Origin of the sequence: Mycoplasma testudineum, assembly GCF_002245785.1 — a bacterium.
Classification (GTDB): domain Bacteria; phylum Bacillota_I; class Bacilli_A; order Mycoplasmatales; family Metamycoplasmataceae; genus Mycoplasmopsis_B; species Mycoplasmopsis_B testudinea.
Map to the genome: position 1 here is coordinate 17,165 of NZ_NNCE01000003.1, position 20,422 is coordinate 37,586.

The 20,422-nt window shown below is 28.1% G+C and carries 15 protein-coding genes and 1 tRNA gene; 5 read left to right on the plus strand and 11 right to left on the minus strand.

Annotated features, from left to right (window positions below):
- Positions 1-17: 17 nt before the first annotated feature.
- A complete protein-coding gene (locus tag CG473_RS01755) occupies positions 18-698 on the minus strand; it encodes a hypothetical protein (RefSeq protein ID WP_094254594.1) in 681 nt (226 codons plus the stop codon).
- Between the two features lie 39 nt (positions 699-737).
- Between CG473_RS01755 and coaD the strand changes: the two genes are divergently transcribed.
- Entirely contained in the window at positions 738-1,172 is a 435-nt protein-coding gene (gene coaD, locus CG473_RS01760; protein ID WP_094254595.1) for a pantetheine-phosphate adenylyltransferase, read from the plus strand.
- Here the strand turns inward: coaD and secA are convergent, their stop codons facing one another.
- The 3 genes from secA to CG473_RS01775 all read right to left on the minus strand — a co-directional run bounded on the left by secA (position 1,173) and on the right by CG473_RS01775 (position 5,701).
- Positions 1,173-3,758 carry a preprotein translocase subunit SecA gene (gene secA, locus CG473_RS01765; RefSeq protein WP_094254596.1) on the minus strand — a complete coding sequence of 862 codons (2,586 nt, stop codon included), beginning with the start codon at positions 3,756-3,758 and terminating at the stop codon, positions 1,173-1,175.
- A 93-nt stretch (positions 3,759-3,851) separates the two neighbouring features.
- Positions 3,852-5,303, minus strand: coding sequence for a trigger factor (gene tig / locus CG473_RS01770; RefSeq protein WP_094254597.1), 1,452 nt, complete (start codon positions 5,301-5,303; stop codon positions 3,852-3,854).
- Between the two features lie 321 nt (positions 5,304-5,624).
- Positions 5,625-5,701, minus strand: a tRNA-Arg gene (locus CG473_RS01775).
- Between the two features lie 208 nt (positions 5,702-5,909).
- Here CG473_RS01775 and CG473_RS01780 point away from each other — a divergent pair.
- Genes CG473_RS01780 through CG473_RS01790 form a run of 3 tightly spaced genes read left to right on the plus strand, consistent with a single transcriptional unit; the run spans position 5,910 to position 8,695 of the window.
- Positions 5,910-7,376: a S8 family serine peptidase gene (locus tag CG473_RS01780; RefSeq protein WP_094254598.1), complete on the plus strand. Its 1,467-nt coding sequence runs from the start codon at positions 5,910-5,912 to the stop codon at positions 7,374-7,376.
- Positions 7,324-8,193 carry a hypothetical protein gene (locus tag CG473_RS01785; RefSeq protein WP_133509971.1) on the plus strand — a complete coding sequence of 290 codons (870 nt, stop codon included), beginning with the start codon at positions 7,324-7,326 and terminating at the stop codon, positions 8,191-8,193. Before CG473_RS01780 ends, CG473_RS01785 begins: the two co-directional genes overlap by 53 nt.
- A 25-nt stretch (positions 8,194-8,218) precedes the next feature.
- On the plus strand, positions 8,219-8,695 hold the full coding sequence (locus tag CG473_RS01790) for a hypothetical protein (RefSeq protein WP_148130226.1): 477 nt from the start codon (positions 8,219-8,221) through the stop codon (positions 8,693-8,695).
- A gap of 57 nt (positions 8,696-8,752) precedes the next feature.
- Here the strand turns inward: CG473_RS01790 and CG473_RS01795 are convergent, their stop codons facing one another.
- The 7 genes from CG473_RS01795 to CG473_RS01825 form a co-directional block, all read right to left on the minus strand.
- On the minus strand, positions 8,753-9,433 hold the full coding sequence (locus CG473_RS01795) for a hypothetical protein (RefSeq protein ID WP_094254601.1): 681 nt from the start codon (positions 9,431-9,433) through the stop codon (positions 8,753-8,755).
- A 10-nt stretch (positions 9,434-9,443) separates the two neighbouring features.
- Positions 9,444-9,887, minus strand: coding sequence for a hypothetical protein (locus CG473_RS01800; RefSeq protein ID WP_094254602.1), 444 nt, complete (start codon positions 9,885-9,887; stop codon positions 9,444-9,446).
- Positions 9,871-12,159 (minus strand): ATP-binding cassette domain-containing protein, encoded by a 2,289-nt coding sequence (locus CG473_RS01805; protein WP_094254603.1) that lies wholly within the window; start codon positions 12,157-12,159, stop codon positions 9,871-9,873. Before CG473_RS01805 ends, CG473_RS01800 begins: the two co-directional genes overlap by 17 nt.
- Positions 12,143-13,213 carry an ABC transporter ATP-binding protein gene (locus CG473_RS01810; protein WP_094254604.1) on the minus strand — a complete coding sequence of 357 codons (1,071 nt, stop codon included), beginning with the start codon at positions 13,211-13,213 and terminating at the stop codon, positions 12,143-12,145. The genes CG473_RS01805 and CG473_RS01810 overlap by 17 nt, the downstream gene beginning before the upstream one ends.
- Positions 13,213-14,463: an ABC transporter permease gene (locus CG473_RS01815; RefSeq protein ID WP_094254605.1), complete on the minus strand. Its 1,251-nt coding sequence runs from the start codon at positions 14,461-14,463 to the stop codon at positions 13,213-13,215. Before CG473_RS01815 ends, CG473_RS01810 begins: the two co-directional genes overlap by 1 nt.
- Complete coding sequence (locus CG473_RS01820) at positions 14,456-15,625, minus strand: ABC transporter permease (protein ID WP_094254606.1); 1,170 nt, start codon at positions 15,623-15,625, stop codon at positions 14,456-14,458. Before CG473_RS01820 ends, CG473_RS01815 begins: the two co-directional genes overlap by 8 nt.
- A gap of 95 nt (positions 15,626-15,720) precedes the next feature.
- Positions 15,721-19,326 carry an OppA family ABC transporter substrate-binding lipoprotein gene (locus tag CG473_RS01825; RefSeq protein ID WP_094254607.1) on the minus strand — a complete coding sequence of 1,202 codons (3,606 nt, stop codon included), beginning with the start codon at positions 19,324-19,326 and terminating at the stop codon, positions 15,721-15,723.
- A gap of 441 nt (positions 19,327-19,767) precedes the next feature.
- Between CG473_RS01825 and CG473_RS01830 the strand changes: the two genes are divergently transcribed.
- On the plus strand, positions 19,768-20,379 hold the full coding sequence (locus CG473_RS01830; RefSeq protein ID WP_094254608.1) for an NAD(P)H-dependent oxidoreductase: 612 nt from the start codon (positions 19,768-19,770) through the stop codon (positions 20,377-20,379).
- Positions 20,380-20,422 lie beyond the last annotated feature (43 nt).

Consider the following 20,422-nt stretch of genomic DNA (forward strand, 5'->3'; position numbering starts at 1 on the left):
GAAAAAACTTACTAAAGTTACTTACTTTTTAAAATAGAAAATTCAACATCATCTAATTGAGAAATAATACTTAATTGGAAATCTGGATCAAATTCAGAATAGCTTTTTGCTTTTTCAATTAACTCTAAAGCAAAATTATCTATTGCAAAAATATAAAGTTTTTTAACTTTTAGTAGTGTCGAAATAGGCATTGACCAGATACTTGTATTGTTAGTAATATTCTCTTTTTGATTTTGTAATAGCAATTCTGTATTTTGTGTTGTTGCTTTATCTTTGATACAAATTTTATTGTCTAAATTTTGACTAGAATAGGTAAATGATCCATTTTGATTTAAAACTAAAACAGCTACATCAATAACTTTGTCATGATTCAGAATTTCTGAAAAATTATTTTCATCTGGAAAATGTATATCTTCTAGTAAAGTTTTAGAAATAAATTTTTCATTTAGAAAGTGATAAAAAGATTCAGTGCTTGATTCATCAATATTATCTAGTTCTAGATTGGAATAAAAACGAACTTTATCAAAATCAACAAATTCTTCATATGCTAAGTGAGTTAGAAAAAAATAAAAGTCAGTTAATTTCTCACTAGCTTGAAAAAGGATTTTTGATTTTTCGTTAGTTTTTACAATTGCATTAACTTTTTGAGCCAGAATAATGCTTGCTTCTTTGATATCGGAATATTCTTCAATTTTCATAATTACTTTTTATCTAGTTTGCATTATTATATTAATTAAATGAGTAAAAATTCAAAAATAGCAATGTTCCCAGGTTCATTTAATCCGTTCCATTTAGGACACAAGGAAATTTTAATAAAAGCAGCAAAAATATTTGACCATGTTTATGTTGTTGTTACACAAAATCCTGATAAACCAAAACAAGAAGATATTTTGATAAATTGTGAAAATATTAAAAATGAAATTAAAGAATTTGATAATGTTAGCGTATTAGTAAATGAACATGAATTTACAGCTGTTTTTGCACAAAAAATTGGAGCTAATTATTTAATTAGAAGTGCTCGCAATTTGCAAGATTACAATTATGAATTGGAATTAGCTGCTGGAAATAAAATGCTAAATAAAAATCTGGAAACAATTTTAATTTTTCCAGATTATAAAAATATAACTTTTTCTTCAACATTAGAACGTCATAGAAAATTGATGAAAAAGTAACTATTCTTGATTAGGATTTTCAGGTTCAGTTTTAACATTATTACCTTGCGGCACAATGTGTTGAAAAGCATCTAAAAGTTGCTTTCTTTGCTCAGGATTTAGTGTATTTACAAATGGTAGTAAATCAGCATTCAATGAACTTAAATCATTATTTTTTAATGCTTCGATATCTTTTTCACTTATTAATAAATTGTGCTGTCTTGCGATATCTCCTGCATTTCTTCTTGGTTGAGCAGAATAATTATTAAATAAAGAAGCTACTGATTGAAGAGCTATTTCAATTAATAAATTATCAAATTTTTTAGTCCCTTGTTCTGTATAAACTTGATAAGGATTTTTTTGTGCATATTGAACTAAATTAGTATTTGAACGTAATTTATCCATTGAATTAATATGGTTTTGTCATAGTGCATCTAATTGAGTTATTATTTTAATTCTTTCTTCTGCATTAATTACTTCTTCACCATAATTGTCGCCAATGTTAAGTCTTAATTCTTCATATTCATCTGCTAAAACATCGCTTACAAAAGATATTAATTCTTCTTTATGTAAAGAAGCTAATTTTTCTTTTTTAAATTTATAAGGAAGTTGTGTTAAAAATTGCTCGTTTAAATAGTTGGTAAACTTTTCGTAATTAATGTCACCATTTTGTAAGTAAAAAGTTGGCAATTTAAGTAAATGTTCAACACTTCTAACAATCATTCTTTCGATAATATACATGTGATCTTTGATAGTTAAAATTAAGTCTCTTTGTGAATAAATTAAATCTCTTTGCTGACGAATAACATCGTCGTAATTTAAAACAGTTTTTCTTGAATCGTAATTGAAACCTTCAATTTTTTTCTGGGCTCGGTTCACAACACTTAATAAACCTTTATCATTAATTGGATCTTGACCAGCTTTAGCAAATATTTTTTTTCATCTATCTTGAACTGAAAAACGAAGAATTAATTGATCATCAAGAGAAAGGAAAAATCTTGAATAACCAATATCGCCTTGTCTACCACTTCTTCCTCTTAATTGATTATCAATTCTTCTACTTTCAGCTTTTTCGGTTCCAAGAACATATAAACCACCAACTTCAAGAGATTTTTTATCAGGCTTAATATCAGTTCCTCTACCAGCCATATTTGTAGCAATAGTAACTGCTCCAAATTTACCAGCACGACTAACAATATCAGCTTCACTAGAATTTTGTAAGGCATTTAAAACAGTATGCGGGATGCCTTCTTTTTTAAATAGTCTATGTAATTCTTCGGATTGTTCAATTTGCTGAGTTCCGATTAAAAGTGGCTGGCCAGTCGCATGGACTCTTTTAACTTCATTTACAATTCCTCTGTTTTTACTTTCCATATCTAGATAAATTACATCTTCATCGTCGATTCTAACAATTGGTTTATTTGTTGGAATTACGTTGACTCTCATGTTGTAAATATCAATAAATTCTTGTTCTTCTGTTTTTCCAGTTCCTGTCATTCCTGATAGCTTTTTAAACATTCTGAAAAAATTTTGATATGTAATAGTTGCTAATGTTTTTGTTTCTGGTTCAATTTCTAAAAGTTCTTTTGCCTGGATAGCTTGTTGAAGACCTTCTGAATAAGCTCTTCCTTCCATGACTCTACCTGTAAAAGCATCTACTAATTCAATTTTACCTTCTCTAACTATGTACTCAACATTTATTGACATAATTTTATGAGCTCGAAGCGCATTTTGAATTCGGTGAACTAATTCACTATTTTTAATGTCATACAAATTGTGTAAATTAAAAAATTTATTAGCTTTATTAATTCCACTTTCAGTTAATTTAATTGTTTTACTTTCTTCGTCAATTTCAAAATCTTCTTTAGAAATTGTACGAACATATTGATCAGCACTTTGATATAAAGCAGAGTTATTTTCTTCACCACCGGAAATGATTAATGGAGTCTTAGCTTCATCAATTAAAATTGAATCTACTTCGTCAATTAAAATGTAATTTAAGCCGCGTTGCACTTTTTGATCCATTGATTTAACCATATTGTCTCTAAGATAATCAAATCCTAATTCTGAGTGAATTGAATAAGTTACATCACAAGCATACATTTGACGTTTTAAATTTGGGTCCATTTGTGGTTTATTTGTACAAACTGTAATTCCTAAAAAATTGTGCACTTGTCCCATTTCAAGTGCATCACGTTCAGCTAGATATTCATTAACTGTTGAAACAATTACACCTTTACTTTCCAAGGCATTTAAATAAACTGGAGCAATAGAAGTAATTGTTTTACCTTCCCCGGTTTTCATTTCCGCCACTGAACCTAAATCAAGAATAATTCCGCCAATCATTTGCACATCATATGGGAACTTTCCTAAGATTCTATAAGTAGCTTCTCTAGCAGTTGCAAATGCCTCTTCTCTAATATCTTCTAGCGTTTCGCCTTCTTGCAGTCTCTTGCGAAATATTTCTGTCATTTGCCGCAAATCTTGATCCGACATATTTCGAAACTTATCTTGGTAAGAATTTATTTTAACCAAAGAAGCTTCAGCTATTCTCATTTCTGTAGATTTAAAAACTGTATTAAATGAATTTTTTAACTTATCAAACATATATAACATTTTACTAAATAATTACTTATCCAAGTTTTATTATTAAAGAACAAAAAACGCACTTATAAAAGTGCGGAATTTATATTGTTAAGCTTATTTTTTAGTTTTTGTTTCTTTTTTAGCAGCAGGTTGTTTGTCTGCTTTTGAAGAATTATTTATTTCTTTTTCAGCTGTTGCTTTTTCACTTGCAAGTAATTTTGCTTTATCTTCTTCAAGTCTTTTAGCTTCTATTTTAGAAATTTCAGCAAATGCTTTTTCATCATTTAATTCGATTAATTTATTTATGATCATTTCATTAACTATCGATACTTGCATTTGAGCTTTTGGTAAAGCATCTTTAACAGATTTTAAAGGCATACCATATTGACTTGCTAATCTAATGTAGAAGCTTTCATAATCTTTTTCTTCAGCATTAATTTTTTCAAGTCGAGAAACTTCAATCATTATCATTTGTTCTGTTAAAGATTTTGTTGCTTCAGCTTTAATTTGTTCAGCTAGTTTTTCTTCATCCATTTTTGTAAATTCTAAATATTCAGGACGAGTAATACCTTGTTGTTTTAATGTTTCTTCAAATTTTTCATTGATTTTTTTCATTTCTTTTAAAACTAAAACACGTGGGTAAACTATTTCACTTTTTTCATCGATAGCTTTTATAATTGCAGTTTTGAATTCTGCTTTTGAACGCTCAATTAATTCAACATCTAATTTTTCTTTAACATATTTTGTTAATTGTTCAACAGTAGAAACATTTTCAATTCCTAATTTTTCAATGAACTCTTTTGTTAATTCAGTTTTTTCTCGTTTTTTAACTGCTTTAACAACAATTTTGAAAACTGCATCTTTAGCTTTATATTCATCAACATAATAATCTTTTGGGAAAGTAACTTTAACTTCAGATTTATCACCTTTTTTAAGACCTACAAGTTGATCTTCAAAACCTGGAATAAATGTGCCTCCACCAATTATTAAACTGTGATCTTCTGCTGCTCCACCTTCAAATTCTTTACCATCAATAAATCCAGTAAAGTCAAAAGTCATGTCATCACCTTTTTCAGCTTTTTCATTAGATTCAACTAATTTTGAATGTCTTTTAACAATTGTCTTGATTTCTTCATCAATATCTTTTTGTGTAGGTTTGATTGAGCCAAATTTAACACCTAATTTTTTGTATTCAAACTTTTTCATTTCTGGATATGTTGGAAATGAAAAAGAAATTGTTAATTCAGAATCTGAAATTTTTGATACATCAAAAGTAGGATGATCGATAACTTGATCAGTATCTTTAATTTCTTTTAATGCTTCTTGTAAATAAACTTGTAAAAACTTCTGACTTAATGCTTCTTGTCAAATAGATTGTGAAGAAATCATTTTGCTTGCTACTTTTTTCTTTGCTTCAGTTAATTTTGATTGACGCATTCCTTTTATTTTTAAATTAGTTGCTAGTTTATTAAAGGCTTTTTTCTGAGCTTCTGCCCATGATTCACTTGGAACTTGGATTTCTACTTTAATTTCACTGTTTACTTTATCAAATGATCTATTAGCCATTTTTTCTCCTTAATTTGTAGTAATTGCGTTATTTATAATTATATTCTAATATTTTTTTGCCTTTTCAAATGTTTTTAATAATTTTGTAGCATTTTTATTATGAGCAACTGAAGTATAGTTTGAAAAATAACAATGATAAAACCTATAAAAAACAGAACAATAAATTTTTCAATTCATATTGATAAATTTTGTTTTTTAATTTACAGTTTGTACTTAAATAAATTCCATAGTTTGTTGATTGCTTAAAATAAAAATTGGATTTTTTAAGAAACAAATGCAAGTAAAATATCAATACAGTCTTAAAAAAAGGCAATAAAAAAATGGCGATCGCGAGAGGATTCGAACCTCCGACCACAAGCTTAGAAGGCTCGTGCTCTATCCAGCTGAGCTACGCAATCACACTTTTTTGATTATACAATAAAAATTAAACTCGTAAATAATTAATTGAACCACATGTTTTAAATTTATAGATTTTAAACATGTTTGAACTAATCATTTAGTTATTTAACATTGCATATTATATCAGTTTTTTTAAAATAACCGTACTAATTTGTTTGATTCGCCAAAATTTTTCAATTTATAGTTACTTGTATTGATAATGAATAAATGAAAAAGAAAAATATAATAAAAAAACTATTAAACATTGGACTATTAGCAAGTTTGCCGGTAACGTTTTTTGCATTGTCCTCAAATCACTTAAATACAGTTATTCACCGAGTGAAAAATGAAAATAATACTAATGAAAAGGCAAATTGAAATGATTTTAGTATTAAAAATGGATATTCATTGTCTTACAAAGATACTGAAATTATTTCGGAAAGTTCATTAGTTGATTATGAATGAGTAGATGAATATGAACAAACTGATGATATTACTTATCTATTTAGTGATGAAAATCAAAGACTAGATTTTATCGAAAAAGTAAATATTAAAATTAGAAAATTACTAGATACAAATGTTGTGTCTCTTTATGAATCAAAATATTCGGGGATCGTAGTGTATTCATTTAAAAATAAATCAGACTTTGAAATTAATTTAAAACTCATAAATGATATTTCAAATAATTATGATTCAATTGTTAACAAATTTATAGATTTAAAAGAAAATAATTTGCATGAAATTGTTAGTACAGCAGAAGTGATGCCTTACTATACACTATTTCAAGATAATCCATGAGATTGAAGAAACGATCCTGGATCATCATGAGATTGAGAAAAAATTGAAATAAACCGTTTTGTCGAAAAAAATAAATTATCAAATTTTGAAATGGTTGATAAATTTCAAGTTTTTGGATTAGATGATAATTATATAAATAAATTTAATTACAAACATCACAAAGACATTAAAAGAGTTGGGATGATAGAATGGTGGGGAACTCCTGTTAATGAATACAGATTATTTAAAAATAAAATTAATTTACACTATCTATATTCTTGAGATCAAAGGTATTCTGATAACCAAACATATAATGACCTAATTAACGAAAATGATAAAGATGGACATATATTGAAAGGGCACAAATTTTTAGGAATTGATGCAACAATATTTGAACCAGCAATTTACAATATTGTCAACAGAACACGACTAGGTCTGTCTCATGCTACAGCAGTTGCTTCTATAATTATGGGAGCTGAATCAACAATATGAAACGGCGATATTTATGCAACGTCTCTAAAAAACAGCTATCGAGTTATGCCTTCATACGACACTTTAATTAACAACGGAATAAAACTAATTAACAATAGCTGGGGTTTTAAAAAGAAAATAGATAAGACAATTTTTTTCGATAAATTTGCAAACATTATAGATCGTATGGTTTATTTCAATAGAGATTTAACAATTGTAAATGCAGCCGGTAATGATGCTAATCTTGATGGAGGAATTTATAAATATATTGATAGCTATAATTCATCTATGAATTCAATTATTGTAGGAGCGATTGAGCAAAATTATTTAGGTGATGAAAACAGACCGCTAGAAAACATGTATTTTTCAGAAATAAGTCGTGAAGATTACGATGATGATACAAAAAAAACATTACAATTATTTAACTGTTGCTGCCCCAGGAACTAATTTTGAAAAACATTTTCAAAATATGCAATATTTTATTAACAATATAAACATTAGAGATCTTGCCAATAAAATTTTAGAAATTATTAAAACCACTAAGCAGGTTGTTGAAATAATCCACAAAATTAATCTCGCAATATTAGATGCAATAAACCCATTTTCATTTATTTTTAAATTATTGAGACTTCCAAATCCATTTGCAATTCCATTGAATGCAATTCATGATTTTTTCCAAAAAACTACTGATGACATTATAAATTTTCTTAATACTGAATTACTTAGAAAATTAAACGAATATACCTTAAGTCATGGTACATCATTTGCAGCACCTCTTATAACCAACTTACTCGCAATGCTTAAAACAGAATATAAGGAGAAAATGGAAGCAGGAGATGAAGCATCAATTTCAAAAAATATCTTAATAGCTAGTTCATCATTTAACGGACAAACTCAAAATAATTTATATGATCCAAAAATTGGTTTTGGAATACCAAATTACAAACTGATGAAGCAAGCTATTGAAAATTCTGTATTTAAAAAAATTGAAATTGGGATTAATTACGAAATGAAAAAAAGCTTCGAAAGTTCTCAACCAGTTCGGGTATCTAGTTCATGAGTTGCAAATAATGGAATAGAAATGGAATTATCTATTCTAAATGGTAAAGGTGAAATTGTTTTCAAAAGAAACAATAATAATTGAAATGTTTTAGTAGGCGAATTTACTCCTATACCTGGCGAAGAATATACTTTTAGAATAGGTAATAGAAATAGATATAGAAGAGATCCGGTTGATGTTTCTTTAACTTATGTTCAAAAGTAAAATTTCCTTATTTAAATTAGTAATTATGTCTCCGGTAGTTTTAGCCACCACACCAATTCTAATTTCTTGCGAACATTTTACTCTTTCGAGCTGAAAAGATAGACTTGAAAATAGCAAAAAAGAATTTCCAATGTGAATAAGAGAATTTATTACTAAATTTGGAAATGAAAATAAAGTTTACAATTATTTTTTTGAGCAAAATTATGAATTTTGAGCTAGGAACATTATTTATATAGTTCCAAAAGATTCTAGTTCAATCCAATCACTTAAATCTTCATTGCTATTTAATTATGTAAACAAAATAAATGCTAGTGGGTATACTAAAGTAAGACTTGAAGAATTTCATAATGGGTCAAAACCAATTGCACTGACACTTTTTTATCCTTTCCATGAAATGTTGATGAATAATTTTCAGGGATTGATAGATTTTCAAAATGCTTCAGATTTAATAAAAAGAATAGATGTCTATATTCAATGAGCATATGATCACAGTACCTTTTAAAAAAATAGGGCACACTACTAATAAGGGCCCTATTTTTTATTAATACATTTTGAAAACCTAACTTGCCTTTGCAAATGGTGCTAAATCATTTACAAATAGTGCCTCAAAATTAAAGCTTACATTTTCAGATATTTTATTTAAATTGTTTGTACCATTATTGAAATATGTTCTTAATTTGTTAACCTGAATATTTGTGCTTGCAGAAATATTTGTATTCACTTCATATGAAAAACCTGATTCAACAACAGAAGTATTTTGACCGGCATTTGAAACCACTTGCAATTCATAATAAACACTATATGTAAAAGTTAATTGCATGGTAGTTGGTTCAAAAGATACATTAGAAATGTTCTGAATATTTTTAGAAATGGTTACAGAATTTTGTCCAACACTTCCATCTAAATTTCTTGTTTCTAAGGCTAATCTTGCAGATTCAATATCAGAATTAACTCTTGCGCTTACATTAGCAAAATAAACATTAGCAATGTCTGTTGTGAAATTATCTTGAATATATGTATATTTATCTGAATTACTAAATATATTACCTTTAGGAAAGTTTTCAATAAATGTTGTATATAAATTTCTATTTTGGTTAGTTAATGCAATCGGAGCATTACTTTCAAGATTTTTAAAAAAGGAATCTTGGCTTTCTTGTGAACACGAAATAGCAGCAATGGCAATTATGGGTGCACTTATTACAATTCCTGTAGAAAGAGCTATTTTTTTAAATTTGAACATAAGTTCCTTTCTAAAAATTCGGACCAAGAACTAATACAAATGGCAAGCTTAGTACAATTAAAAATAAAGCCATTAATATCGTTAAAACAAAAACTGAAATATTTTTATCTTCAAGAATTTTCCTAAAATGATATTCATCAACTCCGACGTAATCGTCTTGATTTCATTTATTCTTTTTATTATGATCTCGTCTCTTTTTAAAATCATAACCAGGCTTAATTAACGAAGCCATAAAGCCAGTTTTGGTAATTATGATAAGCAATATGTTAATTACAATCAATGCTGCAGAAAGTGACATTAAGATTGTTCAAATATTGTAGATTTTGTGACCATACTGTCATCATAAAATTGAACCAATTATCACTAATAAATTGAATAGTAATGCAACAATTAAAATTTTATAATTAAATTCTTTTTTAATTCAAAAACCAATTTTTTTAAGCTTCTGCTTCATTATTTACTGATGTTCATCTTTTGAATTGTTCTTCGGTTGCAAAAAGATTATGTTCAGCATTTACTTCATACATTTTTGCAACATTAGGGAATCGTTGTTCAGCTAGATATTCTAAATTAAAATTAGAAGCTCTAAAAGGTATATTTGCATTTGATAATTTTGGTATTGAATCAAATAAATTATTTGTATAAGGATGAAGTGGATTTTTGTAAATCTCTCTAGTTTCACCTTCTTCTACAATTTTACCTAAATGCATAATATGAATTTTATCTGCAATGTATTCAACCATTGATAAATCGTGAGCAATGAAAACTAAAGCAAATCCTCTTTTACGACATAAATCTTTTAATAAATTAACAACCTGTGCTTGGATTGAAATATCAAGAGAAGCAATTGGTTCATCTGCCACAATAACTTTTGGATTACTAATTAAAGCTCTAGCAATAACAATTCTTTGTCTTTGTCCTCCTGAAAATTCATGAGGATATCTATATGCAAATTGTCTTAGTAAACCAACATCTTCAAGTGATTTATAAATTAATTTTCTTAATTCAATTTGCTTAATATGTAATTTAGAAAATGGGTCTTTTTTTATTCCAAAATAGTGCTTAATTTTATCTATATCTTTTGAAAGAATTCTTATTTCCATTTCATAAGATTTCATAGTATCCATTTTGGCACTAAGAGTTGTTTTATAATTATTAATAGTATTTTTAACTTCTTTTTTATCGCTTGAATTACTTTTTATATTTTCGAAAAATTTCCTATAAGTTTTTTTCAATAAATCGTCAATTTCTTTTTCATCTTTAGCAAAATTTTCAAATGTTTTCTTTTGTGATTCTATAGATACATCTAACTGTTTAAATCTTTCTAAATATTTGTCTTCAAAAGCTTTAGTTTCTTTTGCAAATTCTGCTTTAGCAACATTTAGCAATTGAGTTACTTCTTCCAATTTTTCCGGTGTTGGTTCTGGAGCACTCATGCTTTTATATTTTTCTTTCATCTGTGCAATATCGCTTTTTGCTTTTGATATTTCAGTTGTAACTTTATTTAGATGTTTTGCATTTTCTGTAAGATATGAACTGAAATCGAAAGACCAATTTTTATTAATTTGTAATTTTATATTTGTATCATCGTATTTTTTATCATTTGATTTTATAACTGCTAATTGCTCTGAAAAATAATTGCTTAAAGAATCAATTAAATTAGATAATGTTTTTACAGATAGATAATTTAAATTTTTTTGGTGAGTTTTTAATTCAGAAATTATTTTAAGTGTTAAATATTTTTGCTTAACATTGAAATTATATTGTTTGAATTCTTTGCTAGATATACGATTATTATCAAAATATTTGTAATCCGTTTTGTATTCATAAATGTAATTTTTTACAATATTAAGAGAACGATTTGAATATTCTCTTTTAAATTTTAGTAAATTTTTATATTTATCATTTGCAGTTTTAATTTTTGCTTCCATTTCAACTTTTTTAGTTGATTGTTTTTGGAGTTTTTTAGTTAATAAATATTTTTGCTCGGCTTCTTTAAGATTTTTTTCATCAATTAATAGATCATTATTTCTATATTGCTTTTGATATTTTAAATATGAATTTTCAAGCAACTCTATTTGCTTATAAGTCATATTAATCATTTGATTCATTAAACTTTGTTTATCTTCATAAAATTTCGAAATACGATTAAAAATATCATCATGTGATTGATTTTGGTCAAAATTAAAAGAGTGTAACTTTTTTAATCATTTTTTTTGAAATTCAGCGATTAATGGGTTCTTATGTTGATAGATTAATAATTCAGATTTCAACATATCTCTTTTTAATGTATATTTGAAATGTCTAATGATTTGATTTCAGTCAGAAAATAAATTTTTGTATTGGTCTTTTAAAATACCATTTACAACTAAAGGTTCTTTTAAAATCGAAAATATGTTATGTTGTCCATTTAAAGATGTATGAGGGTCTTGAAATATCATTTGCATATTTCTTCTTAAAAACTTATTATTGGCTTTTGAAATTCTTTTACCGCTAATAATTTTATCGTCCATTGTAACGATACCAGAGTAGTCATCGTAAAGTCTAATCAAGCTTCTGCCAACTGTTGTTTTTCCCGAACCAGATTCACCAATTAAACCAAGAATTTCTCCTTCATTTAAATCAAAACTTATTCCGTCAACAGCTTTTACAACTCCTGAAGAAACTCGGAAATATTTTTTTAAATTATTAACACTAAGAATTTTTTTATTAGTTGTTATTTCCATTATTAAATATCTCCTTTGTAGTTTCTAATTTTAATTTTAATTTTTCAGGTATTTCAATTTTTGGTGAATCAGGATGAAGTAATCATGTAGCAGCATAATGACTATCACTAACTTTAAACAGTGGAGGTTCTTTTATAAAATCAATTTCCATTGCATATTCATTACGAGGTGCAAATGGATCACCAACATGTAAATTAGCCATATCTGGAGGTGTACCTTTAATGTTATATAAACTTACATCTTTATCTTCCGGTATTGATTGTAGTAATGCTCAAGTATATGGGTGTTGTGGATTTGTAAATAAATCGTATTTTGTTGCTCTTTCAACAATTCTTCCAGCATACATCACATAAATGTAATCACAAAATTTAGCAACAACAGAAATATTGTGGCTTATGAAAATAATAGATATTTTGTATTGCATTCTAATAGTTTCAAATAAAGCTAAAACAGCAGCTTGAACGGTTGGGTCTAACGCGGTTGTGGGTTCATCGGCAATTATTAATTTTGGACGCAAACTAACAACCATTGCAATAACAATTCTTTGTTTTTGCCCACCGCTTAATGAATGTGGATATGTTCAAAATCTTTCTTTTGCGTCTCTAATACCAAATTTTTCCAAAAGATCAATACAATAAGCGATTTTCTCTTTTTTATTTTTAAATCGCTCATCTTTTTTAATGGCATCAAGCATTTGATCGCCTATTTTTCTAGTTGGATTTAAAGATGTAAGAGGATCTTGTGGAATGTATCCAATTTTTTTTCCACGAATTTTTGTTCAATTTCTTTTTGATTTAGATTTATATGCTTTTAAAATATCAACATCATCTACTTGGATTTTTTCGGCTTTTACAATAGCGCCTTCGTTAATATTTAATAATGATTTAGAACTAACACTTTTACCTGAACCAGATTCACCTACAAGTCCAATTATTTGTGCTTCTCTAACCTTAAAATCGACACCTCTAATAATGTTAATTATTTTTTTGCGACCTGTTTTAAAACTAATTTTTAAATTTTTTACATTTAAAAGATATTCCTTTTTTTCAGACATTATTTAGCCTTTCCTAAACGGGGGTCTAAAGCATCATGGAAACCTACAGCAACAAATTGCAATGATAGTGTAATTAATAATAAAGCTCCGGCTGGTAACAATAAAGCTCATAAATTAGCTTCAAATTGTGTTGGAGTTGCGGCTCTTCTTAAAACATTACCTAAATTTGCAGCATTAGGGTCGTTAAAGAATCCTAAAAAGGCTAATGAACTAACTAAGAAAATGATCCCAGGTATCGATAATACGTAAACGTTTATTAATTTACCTAATATAGCAGGTAATATGTGATAAATTATTCGTCTTGTTTTTGATGCACCAATTGATTGAGCAGCAACAACAAATTCTCTATCTTTTAGAATAATTGTATATAAACGTGCAGTTCTAACCGGGTCAGCTCAACCAACAAATATTAGTGACACAACTAATGCTCAAAAAGAAGTACCAAAAGCAGCAGTTAATATTACAAAAAATACTAATACTGGTAAAAGTGTAAATATCTCGATGATTCTAAGCAATAATGTATCAATTCAAGTTCCGACGTGAAAACCTAAATATATTCCAATTCCAGAACCAATCACCATTGTAATTGTTGATACTAGAAACGCTAAGCCTAATGAATTTGTAATTGAAACTCCGGTTCTAGTTCAAACATCAATACCTGCTAAATCTGTACCGAAATATGAAGTTAATAAACTTGCTTCTTTTATTTGGTAAGCTGCAGCATTACCTATACCAGCAATAGCTCCTGGATATGCAGCAACTAAAGCAGCTTCACGACGCATTACCATTCCTTGAATTAAAACATAAGCATTTCATGTTGCAGTTGTCTGATTGGCAGTAGCGGTTGTAATGACATATTGTAAGTCTAATTCCGGAAAAGCACTTTGAATAAGTGAAATTTGTGTTTGCAAGTCTTGAGGAACTACCCTAGACTGGCTTAGCATTGGGCTTCAAGATGGCGGTAAATTATAAATAACATCATTTGTAGGTAAATTTGACACAATTGCTGATTCAGCATCGTAAGGTGAATTAAATGTAACAATTATTGCTAAAATAAGAAGAGTAACAAAAATAACAAATGAAATTGCATAAAATGGGTTTGAAAAAAATCTTTTAAAAATTTCAATTAAATTCCTTTTGGGTTTACCAACAATTTCACTGATGGCAACTTTTTCGGCATCTATTTTCTTAAATAAATCTTTATCTAAATTTCCAAGATTATACGCCTTATTGAATTCATTTTTATCCATTATTTTTACCTCCTTTATTTTTTATTAACTTTCTAGAATAATATGTATATCAATTATTTATTGATGCAACATATTTATTTTTATGATTATTAGGTTTTTCTAAAGTGTTTTCAATCAAGAAATTTTGACGCTTAATTTTAAGTGATAATTTTTTCAGTGTATTGATTTCAGAACTCTTTGCAATTCTAATTCTTGGGTCAACAATAACAAATGCTAAATCCAAAATAATTGCCATTACAATAGAAATTGAACCATAGAAAATACTATTAAACATAATTACATTTATTTCACCGATTCTGAAGTAGCTAATAATAATTTGACTCGAACCTGTAATACCAAATAAACTTTCGATAACGAATGAACCACCAAGTAAAACAGTAAATGAAGGCAGAATAACACTAATTAATGGGATTCCGGAATTTCTCAAAACATATTTGAAAAATACTTCAAATTCATTCAATCCTTTTGATCTTGCAATTAAAACATAATTAGATTTTAAAATATCTACAGTGTTATTTCTAACTACTGATGCATAACCTGCCATACTTATTAATGTAACGATAATTACCGGAAAGAAATAAATTTTAAATGAAGCATCAGAAAAAATATTGTCAAGCTGACCATTTGATAAAAGGGTTTGAAAATTTTCGAATCAATTAAATACTCTGGCATATAAAATAAAGAAAAACGGAGCTATAACAAAACTTGGTAATGACACGAACAATCTAGTAAATATTTGTGTTCCATGATCCAACCATTTTCCTCGGTTATAAGCTGCTAATAAACCTAATAGAACACCTGCAATTGTACTAATAATAAAGCTTGGTAAAACGAATCTTAATGTATATGGAATTCTATTAAAGAATTCTTCCGGGATAGATAAGGCAATAGCTGTATTTGTATTGCTTGAGTAAATTTGTCCAACATCTCCATTAAAAATATTGCCAAATCACCTAAAGTATCTTGAAATAGGATTATCCAAAAGTCCTAGTTCTCTTATTCTTATATTAATTTGCTCAATTTGCTCTGCTGTTGGAGCACCTTGCAACTCAGTTTGGAGTGGGTTTGGAGCAAATATAGCTACTATAATATATGTTAAAAATGTAAGTAGAAATAAAGATAAAATTGCTAATCCTAATCTTTTTAAAATATACGATGTCATTGCTTCTCCTTTACATAATTATATTTATCACACCAAAAAAATCTATGTCACATTTTTAATTTAGAAATAGATTTTTTTAATTTGAATATTATAACTTAGTTTTTTCTAATATCAACTACATCTCTCAATCCGGCAGGGCTCATCGGAAATTCATAATATGTATTTATAACTGTAGCTGTTGGTTTATCAATGTTAGCATATCTAAATCTTCCGCTTACAGAAACAATGTAGCCCCCAAGTAGTGTAGTTATTTCTTGACCTAATTTCACTAAAGATTCATTAGTATTTTTTCTTTGATAATTTAAGTGAAATGTAGCGGTTTGTGCAGAAGAATCAATTTTTTCTCATGTACCGTCAGCTTTTTGTGAATAACCATCAAACAAAGTTGCAGGGTACTCTGCTTCAGAATTAGTTAATTCAACTCATTTTGAAGCATCTTGTAATTTAGCTAATAAAGTTGGGTCTTTTGGCTTATATGTACCGTCAGCTTCTAAAGTGTGAGTACCAATTTTAAATTCTTTTGAAGCAACAGCTCTTTTTAGTTCTTTGGCCATTTTTGTAAACTCTGGGAATGAATTTTGAAATTCATTTGTTTCATCATTAGAATATAAACTAAGTGCGGCTAATGAATGTGTGTTTTTTGTCCATAATAAACCATCAATTCCGCTACCTAATCCATTGTAATCGTATCCTCAACCAGCAAACTGAGTTGTTCCTTTACCTTCAGTAAAATATTTGTAAAAATCAGCTGGTTGAGAACTAATTTCAAAACTTACATCCAATCTGTCATCAAGAGATTTAATCAATTTAATTATCGCATCATAAGCAAGTTGAAGTTTTTCAGAAACTGCAGAAGTAGTATTGTGGTACATTTTTCAAGTTACTTTTTGACCGTTTGCTATTCCTGCTTTATCTAATAACTCTTTCATTGATTTCTTTGCTTGTTCATAATCAACAGACTGAACACTTATATCTCCACTTACAGCAACAGTAGCTTTTGTTTTATTTTCACTTGGTACTGAAGTAGCCACGATTTCACCGTTTGTATTTAAAACAAAAGTACCATTTACAATATCTGAATAATCTTTAACAGTTTTTTTTGTACTTGTACTTTGATCACTACCACCAATAAATCCATCTGGCGCTAATCCAGAACGTCACGCTTGCGCTTGATCAACACCTAAAAAAATATTATTAATTCTTTCTCAATTTATTGCAGATTCAATAATAGATCTAAAAACTAGTCCAGAACCTGCAAACATAGCTTGTCCGGTTTTGGCAGTACCTTGAGTAATTTCACTAATTGTTGAACCAAAAACTAATTTTGTAAAGTTATCATTATAGAATTTTCCATCTATATCTTTGTTTGGAACAGTGACAATTTTTCCTCTAATATGTAGATTCTGACTTTGTAATTCTTTTACATAAGAAAGATTAGAAGTAATAATTGAATCGTTTTTTCTTGTGTCTGTTAATTGTGAATAAGATAAACTTGAGTTGTCACCAGATCGGAATCCTTCGAATAATCTTGTTTCGAATATTGATGCTTCTGATTCATCAAAATTTACTTGAATTGTATTTATACTTCCTGGTGAATTAACGAATTCTTTATCAACATACTGGTTATTTGTTTTGAAAACTTGAACTTTTGTAGTTGCATTATCTTCAGATACATAATATGGACCTGCATATAAAACATCTTTATATGTTAAACCATAGCTATAGATCCCCATTTCGTATGCAATTCCTGTTGGTGCAGCACCTGAATATCCCAAAGCTGTATGTAATTCAGCATGCTTAGCTTTTAAATATGCGCTCGGTGCAGCAGCTCATTCATTACTATCAATAAACTCTTTTCCGAACATATCAGCAAATTGAGCACCTTTTGAATCAAATGATTCATAGGTTAAGTATGTTGTACCGTCAACTTGTTGTAAAAATTGCTCTTTGTTGGCAAATTTCTTAGCATCAACTGAAAAAATTTCATATAAATACCCATTAGGGTAATGGTCAGATGTAGCAAATCTTGTCTTAACATTTTTGCTATCAATCATAAATTTATCTAATTCTGCACTACCACCGTTTTCATGTCTAGTAGAACCTTCCAACATTCTTGTTCTGTTAAATGAATAAAAATAGTCTTCTGCATTAACTTCATAATCAGTTTTTGCCCCGTTATAATCTGTTCAGTAAAACCCTTTTTTAATAGATATTTGTAATTTAGTTGCACCAGTTAAATCACTAAAAAATTGTGGATTGTTAATTGAAGCTGGGTCACTAGAGCTTTTAAAAACAGAGCTTTCATTTCCTGTTGCAACACCTTGAATTTCATGTTTGTCATTATTATAAGTAACTACAGTTCCATCATTTTTTGTAATTCTAACACTGTCAGCATAAAGTAATTGGTAATATGACTGACTTGGGCTTAATAATTCAAGAGAATTTTTCTCATAAATTGGCTGTCCTGTTGCTTTAACTCTAAATAAATCAGCATTTAATCTTCTGCTATTAGCAGAATTGGAATTACCACCATAGCTTGCGCTAAATTCGAAAGCGTATGGTTCACTATTATATTTCGCATTTAGAGGAAATGTTATTGTTCTTGCAGTTTTAGGTTGAATAGTTACTGCCGGATTTACGATAGGACTTGAGAATCCAAAAACATCTAGACTAACTGTTTTAGAAGCAGTTTTGTAAGTATAATTTACATCTAAAGTTAATTTACCTTCTGTATCATTAGCTGAATTAGCTTTAATGGCAACTGAATTAATTGTTGCTTCTCTTTCAGTAATTTTATTAGCAAAAGCTGGTCATTGATTTTTAAATTGTTCTACACTTGGAGCGGTTGCTTCAGAAGCTTTAACTGTTTTTTGAACAAAATAAGTATTTGATTTTTTAGCTGAAACTACTTTTAAAGCAGCTTCAATTGCACTTACAACTCCTTCATCAGAAGCTAAGAAACCAAGTAGAGTAATTTCAGAAGAAGTTGCTTTACTTCCACCAACTGTTACATCTACTGTAACTTTTAAAGATGCACTTTCGTTGTTTGCTGAATTTGGAACTAAAGTAACACTTGTTAAAGTACCATTAATTACTGAATCAGTTGAATCTTTTGAAGCAGTAATTAAATCATTTAAATTAGTGAAATTCTGGCTAAATAATTCATTAGAAATTGTTGTGTATGTAGTTGCTTCTAACAAAGTAGTAGTTGTAGCAGTTCTTTGACTTACAGATGCTTTAGAAAGTAATCTTGCAATGTAAGCAGCTTTAGCAGCATCATCAGCTAATGCTTGTTTAGCAAATCCTAATACTGTAACAGTTTCTGTTTTACTTAATTCATTTACTTTAATAGTAATTGAAAGCTCTACAGTACCTTTTACATCATCAAATGAATCACTTACAACACTAATATTAGAAATTGTTGCTCCTCTTGAAGTAACTGCTGAAGCTAAATTAGGATATCTATTAGTAAATTGCGCAAGTGTCATTGTAGTAGTATCAGAAGCTTTAGTTGTTACATTTGAAGTAACATTAGCACTAACACTAGCAGCATTATTAAAAGCCGTTACTGCTGCGTTAAGTCTTGTTTGATCAGATTGTGCTGGAGTATCAGTTCCTGAACCACAACTAATGGCAATTCCTGCACTAGTTACAATTGCACTAAGAGCTCCAAAGCCTAGTAATAATTTTCTTTTTTTCATATTTTCCTTTCGATGAAATCTACCGTAAATATAAATTTAAAAAGATTAAGGTGTGGCTAACCTTAATCTTTTTAAATTTATTTTAAGTTTTGATAAAGTTAGTTTGTTATTTTATAAAAAGTTTCGCTTGTTTAATTGTTTTTAAAGAATTGAAAAACATTGCAACACGTACTTGTGTGGCATTAATAATATACTTAGTACTTAGTTTTGCCATGTTTTTCTCCTTCGGTAAATTTCAACACTTATTATATGTTATTTTTTTGATTTGTTAAAATTTGTTTATTTTTTATTACGAGGCTAAAATACGTATTAATTAAGCAAGAAAATTGCATATTTTAAAAATGTAAATTTAGTGTGCATTTTTGCAAAAAACTATTTTTATTTGAATTTTTACTATAAAAAATATTTTTTATTTTATTTACCTAAGAGTATAATGAAAATATGGTTAAAGAAAAATTATTATTGATATTCACAAGTCCTTCTAGTGAAAAAACAAGTGTGAGTACACAAGCAGCTAAAGATTTCGCAAAATATTTCATAGCAAAAAATCCTAAATATTCTGTAGATGAAATGGATTTAAATAAATATCCTGAATTTCACAATATTTTAAATTCATCAAATTTTGAAACATATTTTAGTGATGGAATTACTGAAAAATGAATGGAAATATTAGATAAATATTCTAAAGTTGTTTTTGCTTCACCTGTAATTAATTGGAGTGCTGCACCTATATTTGGTTCATTTATCAATAAAATAACAGTAGCAAGAAAAACATTTAATATGGTTAGAAACGAAAAAACAAATGTTCATGAAGCTGTTGGTAGATATAAAGATAAAAAAGCTTTTGTTATCTTATCAAAAGGCGGAGAAAGTGCAGATGAAGTTAACGAAAATATCATTAATTCAGTTATGGCACAAATCGAATTTATTGGTTATAAAACAGCAGGTCTATTGATGTCTAAAATGGATATGCACGAAAATTACAAACAAAGTCCAGAATTTAAATTAAAAAATTGACAAGACAAAATTAAAGAATTAGCAGAAAAATTCTAGATTATTGTTTTTAGTTAATTCAACACATCACAAAAGTTTAATC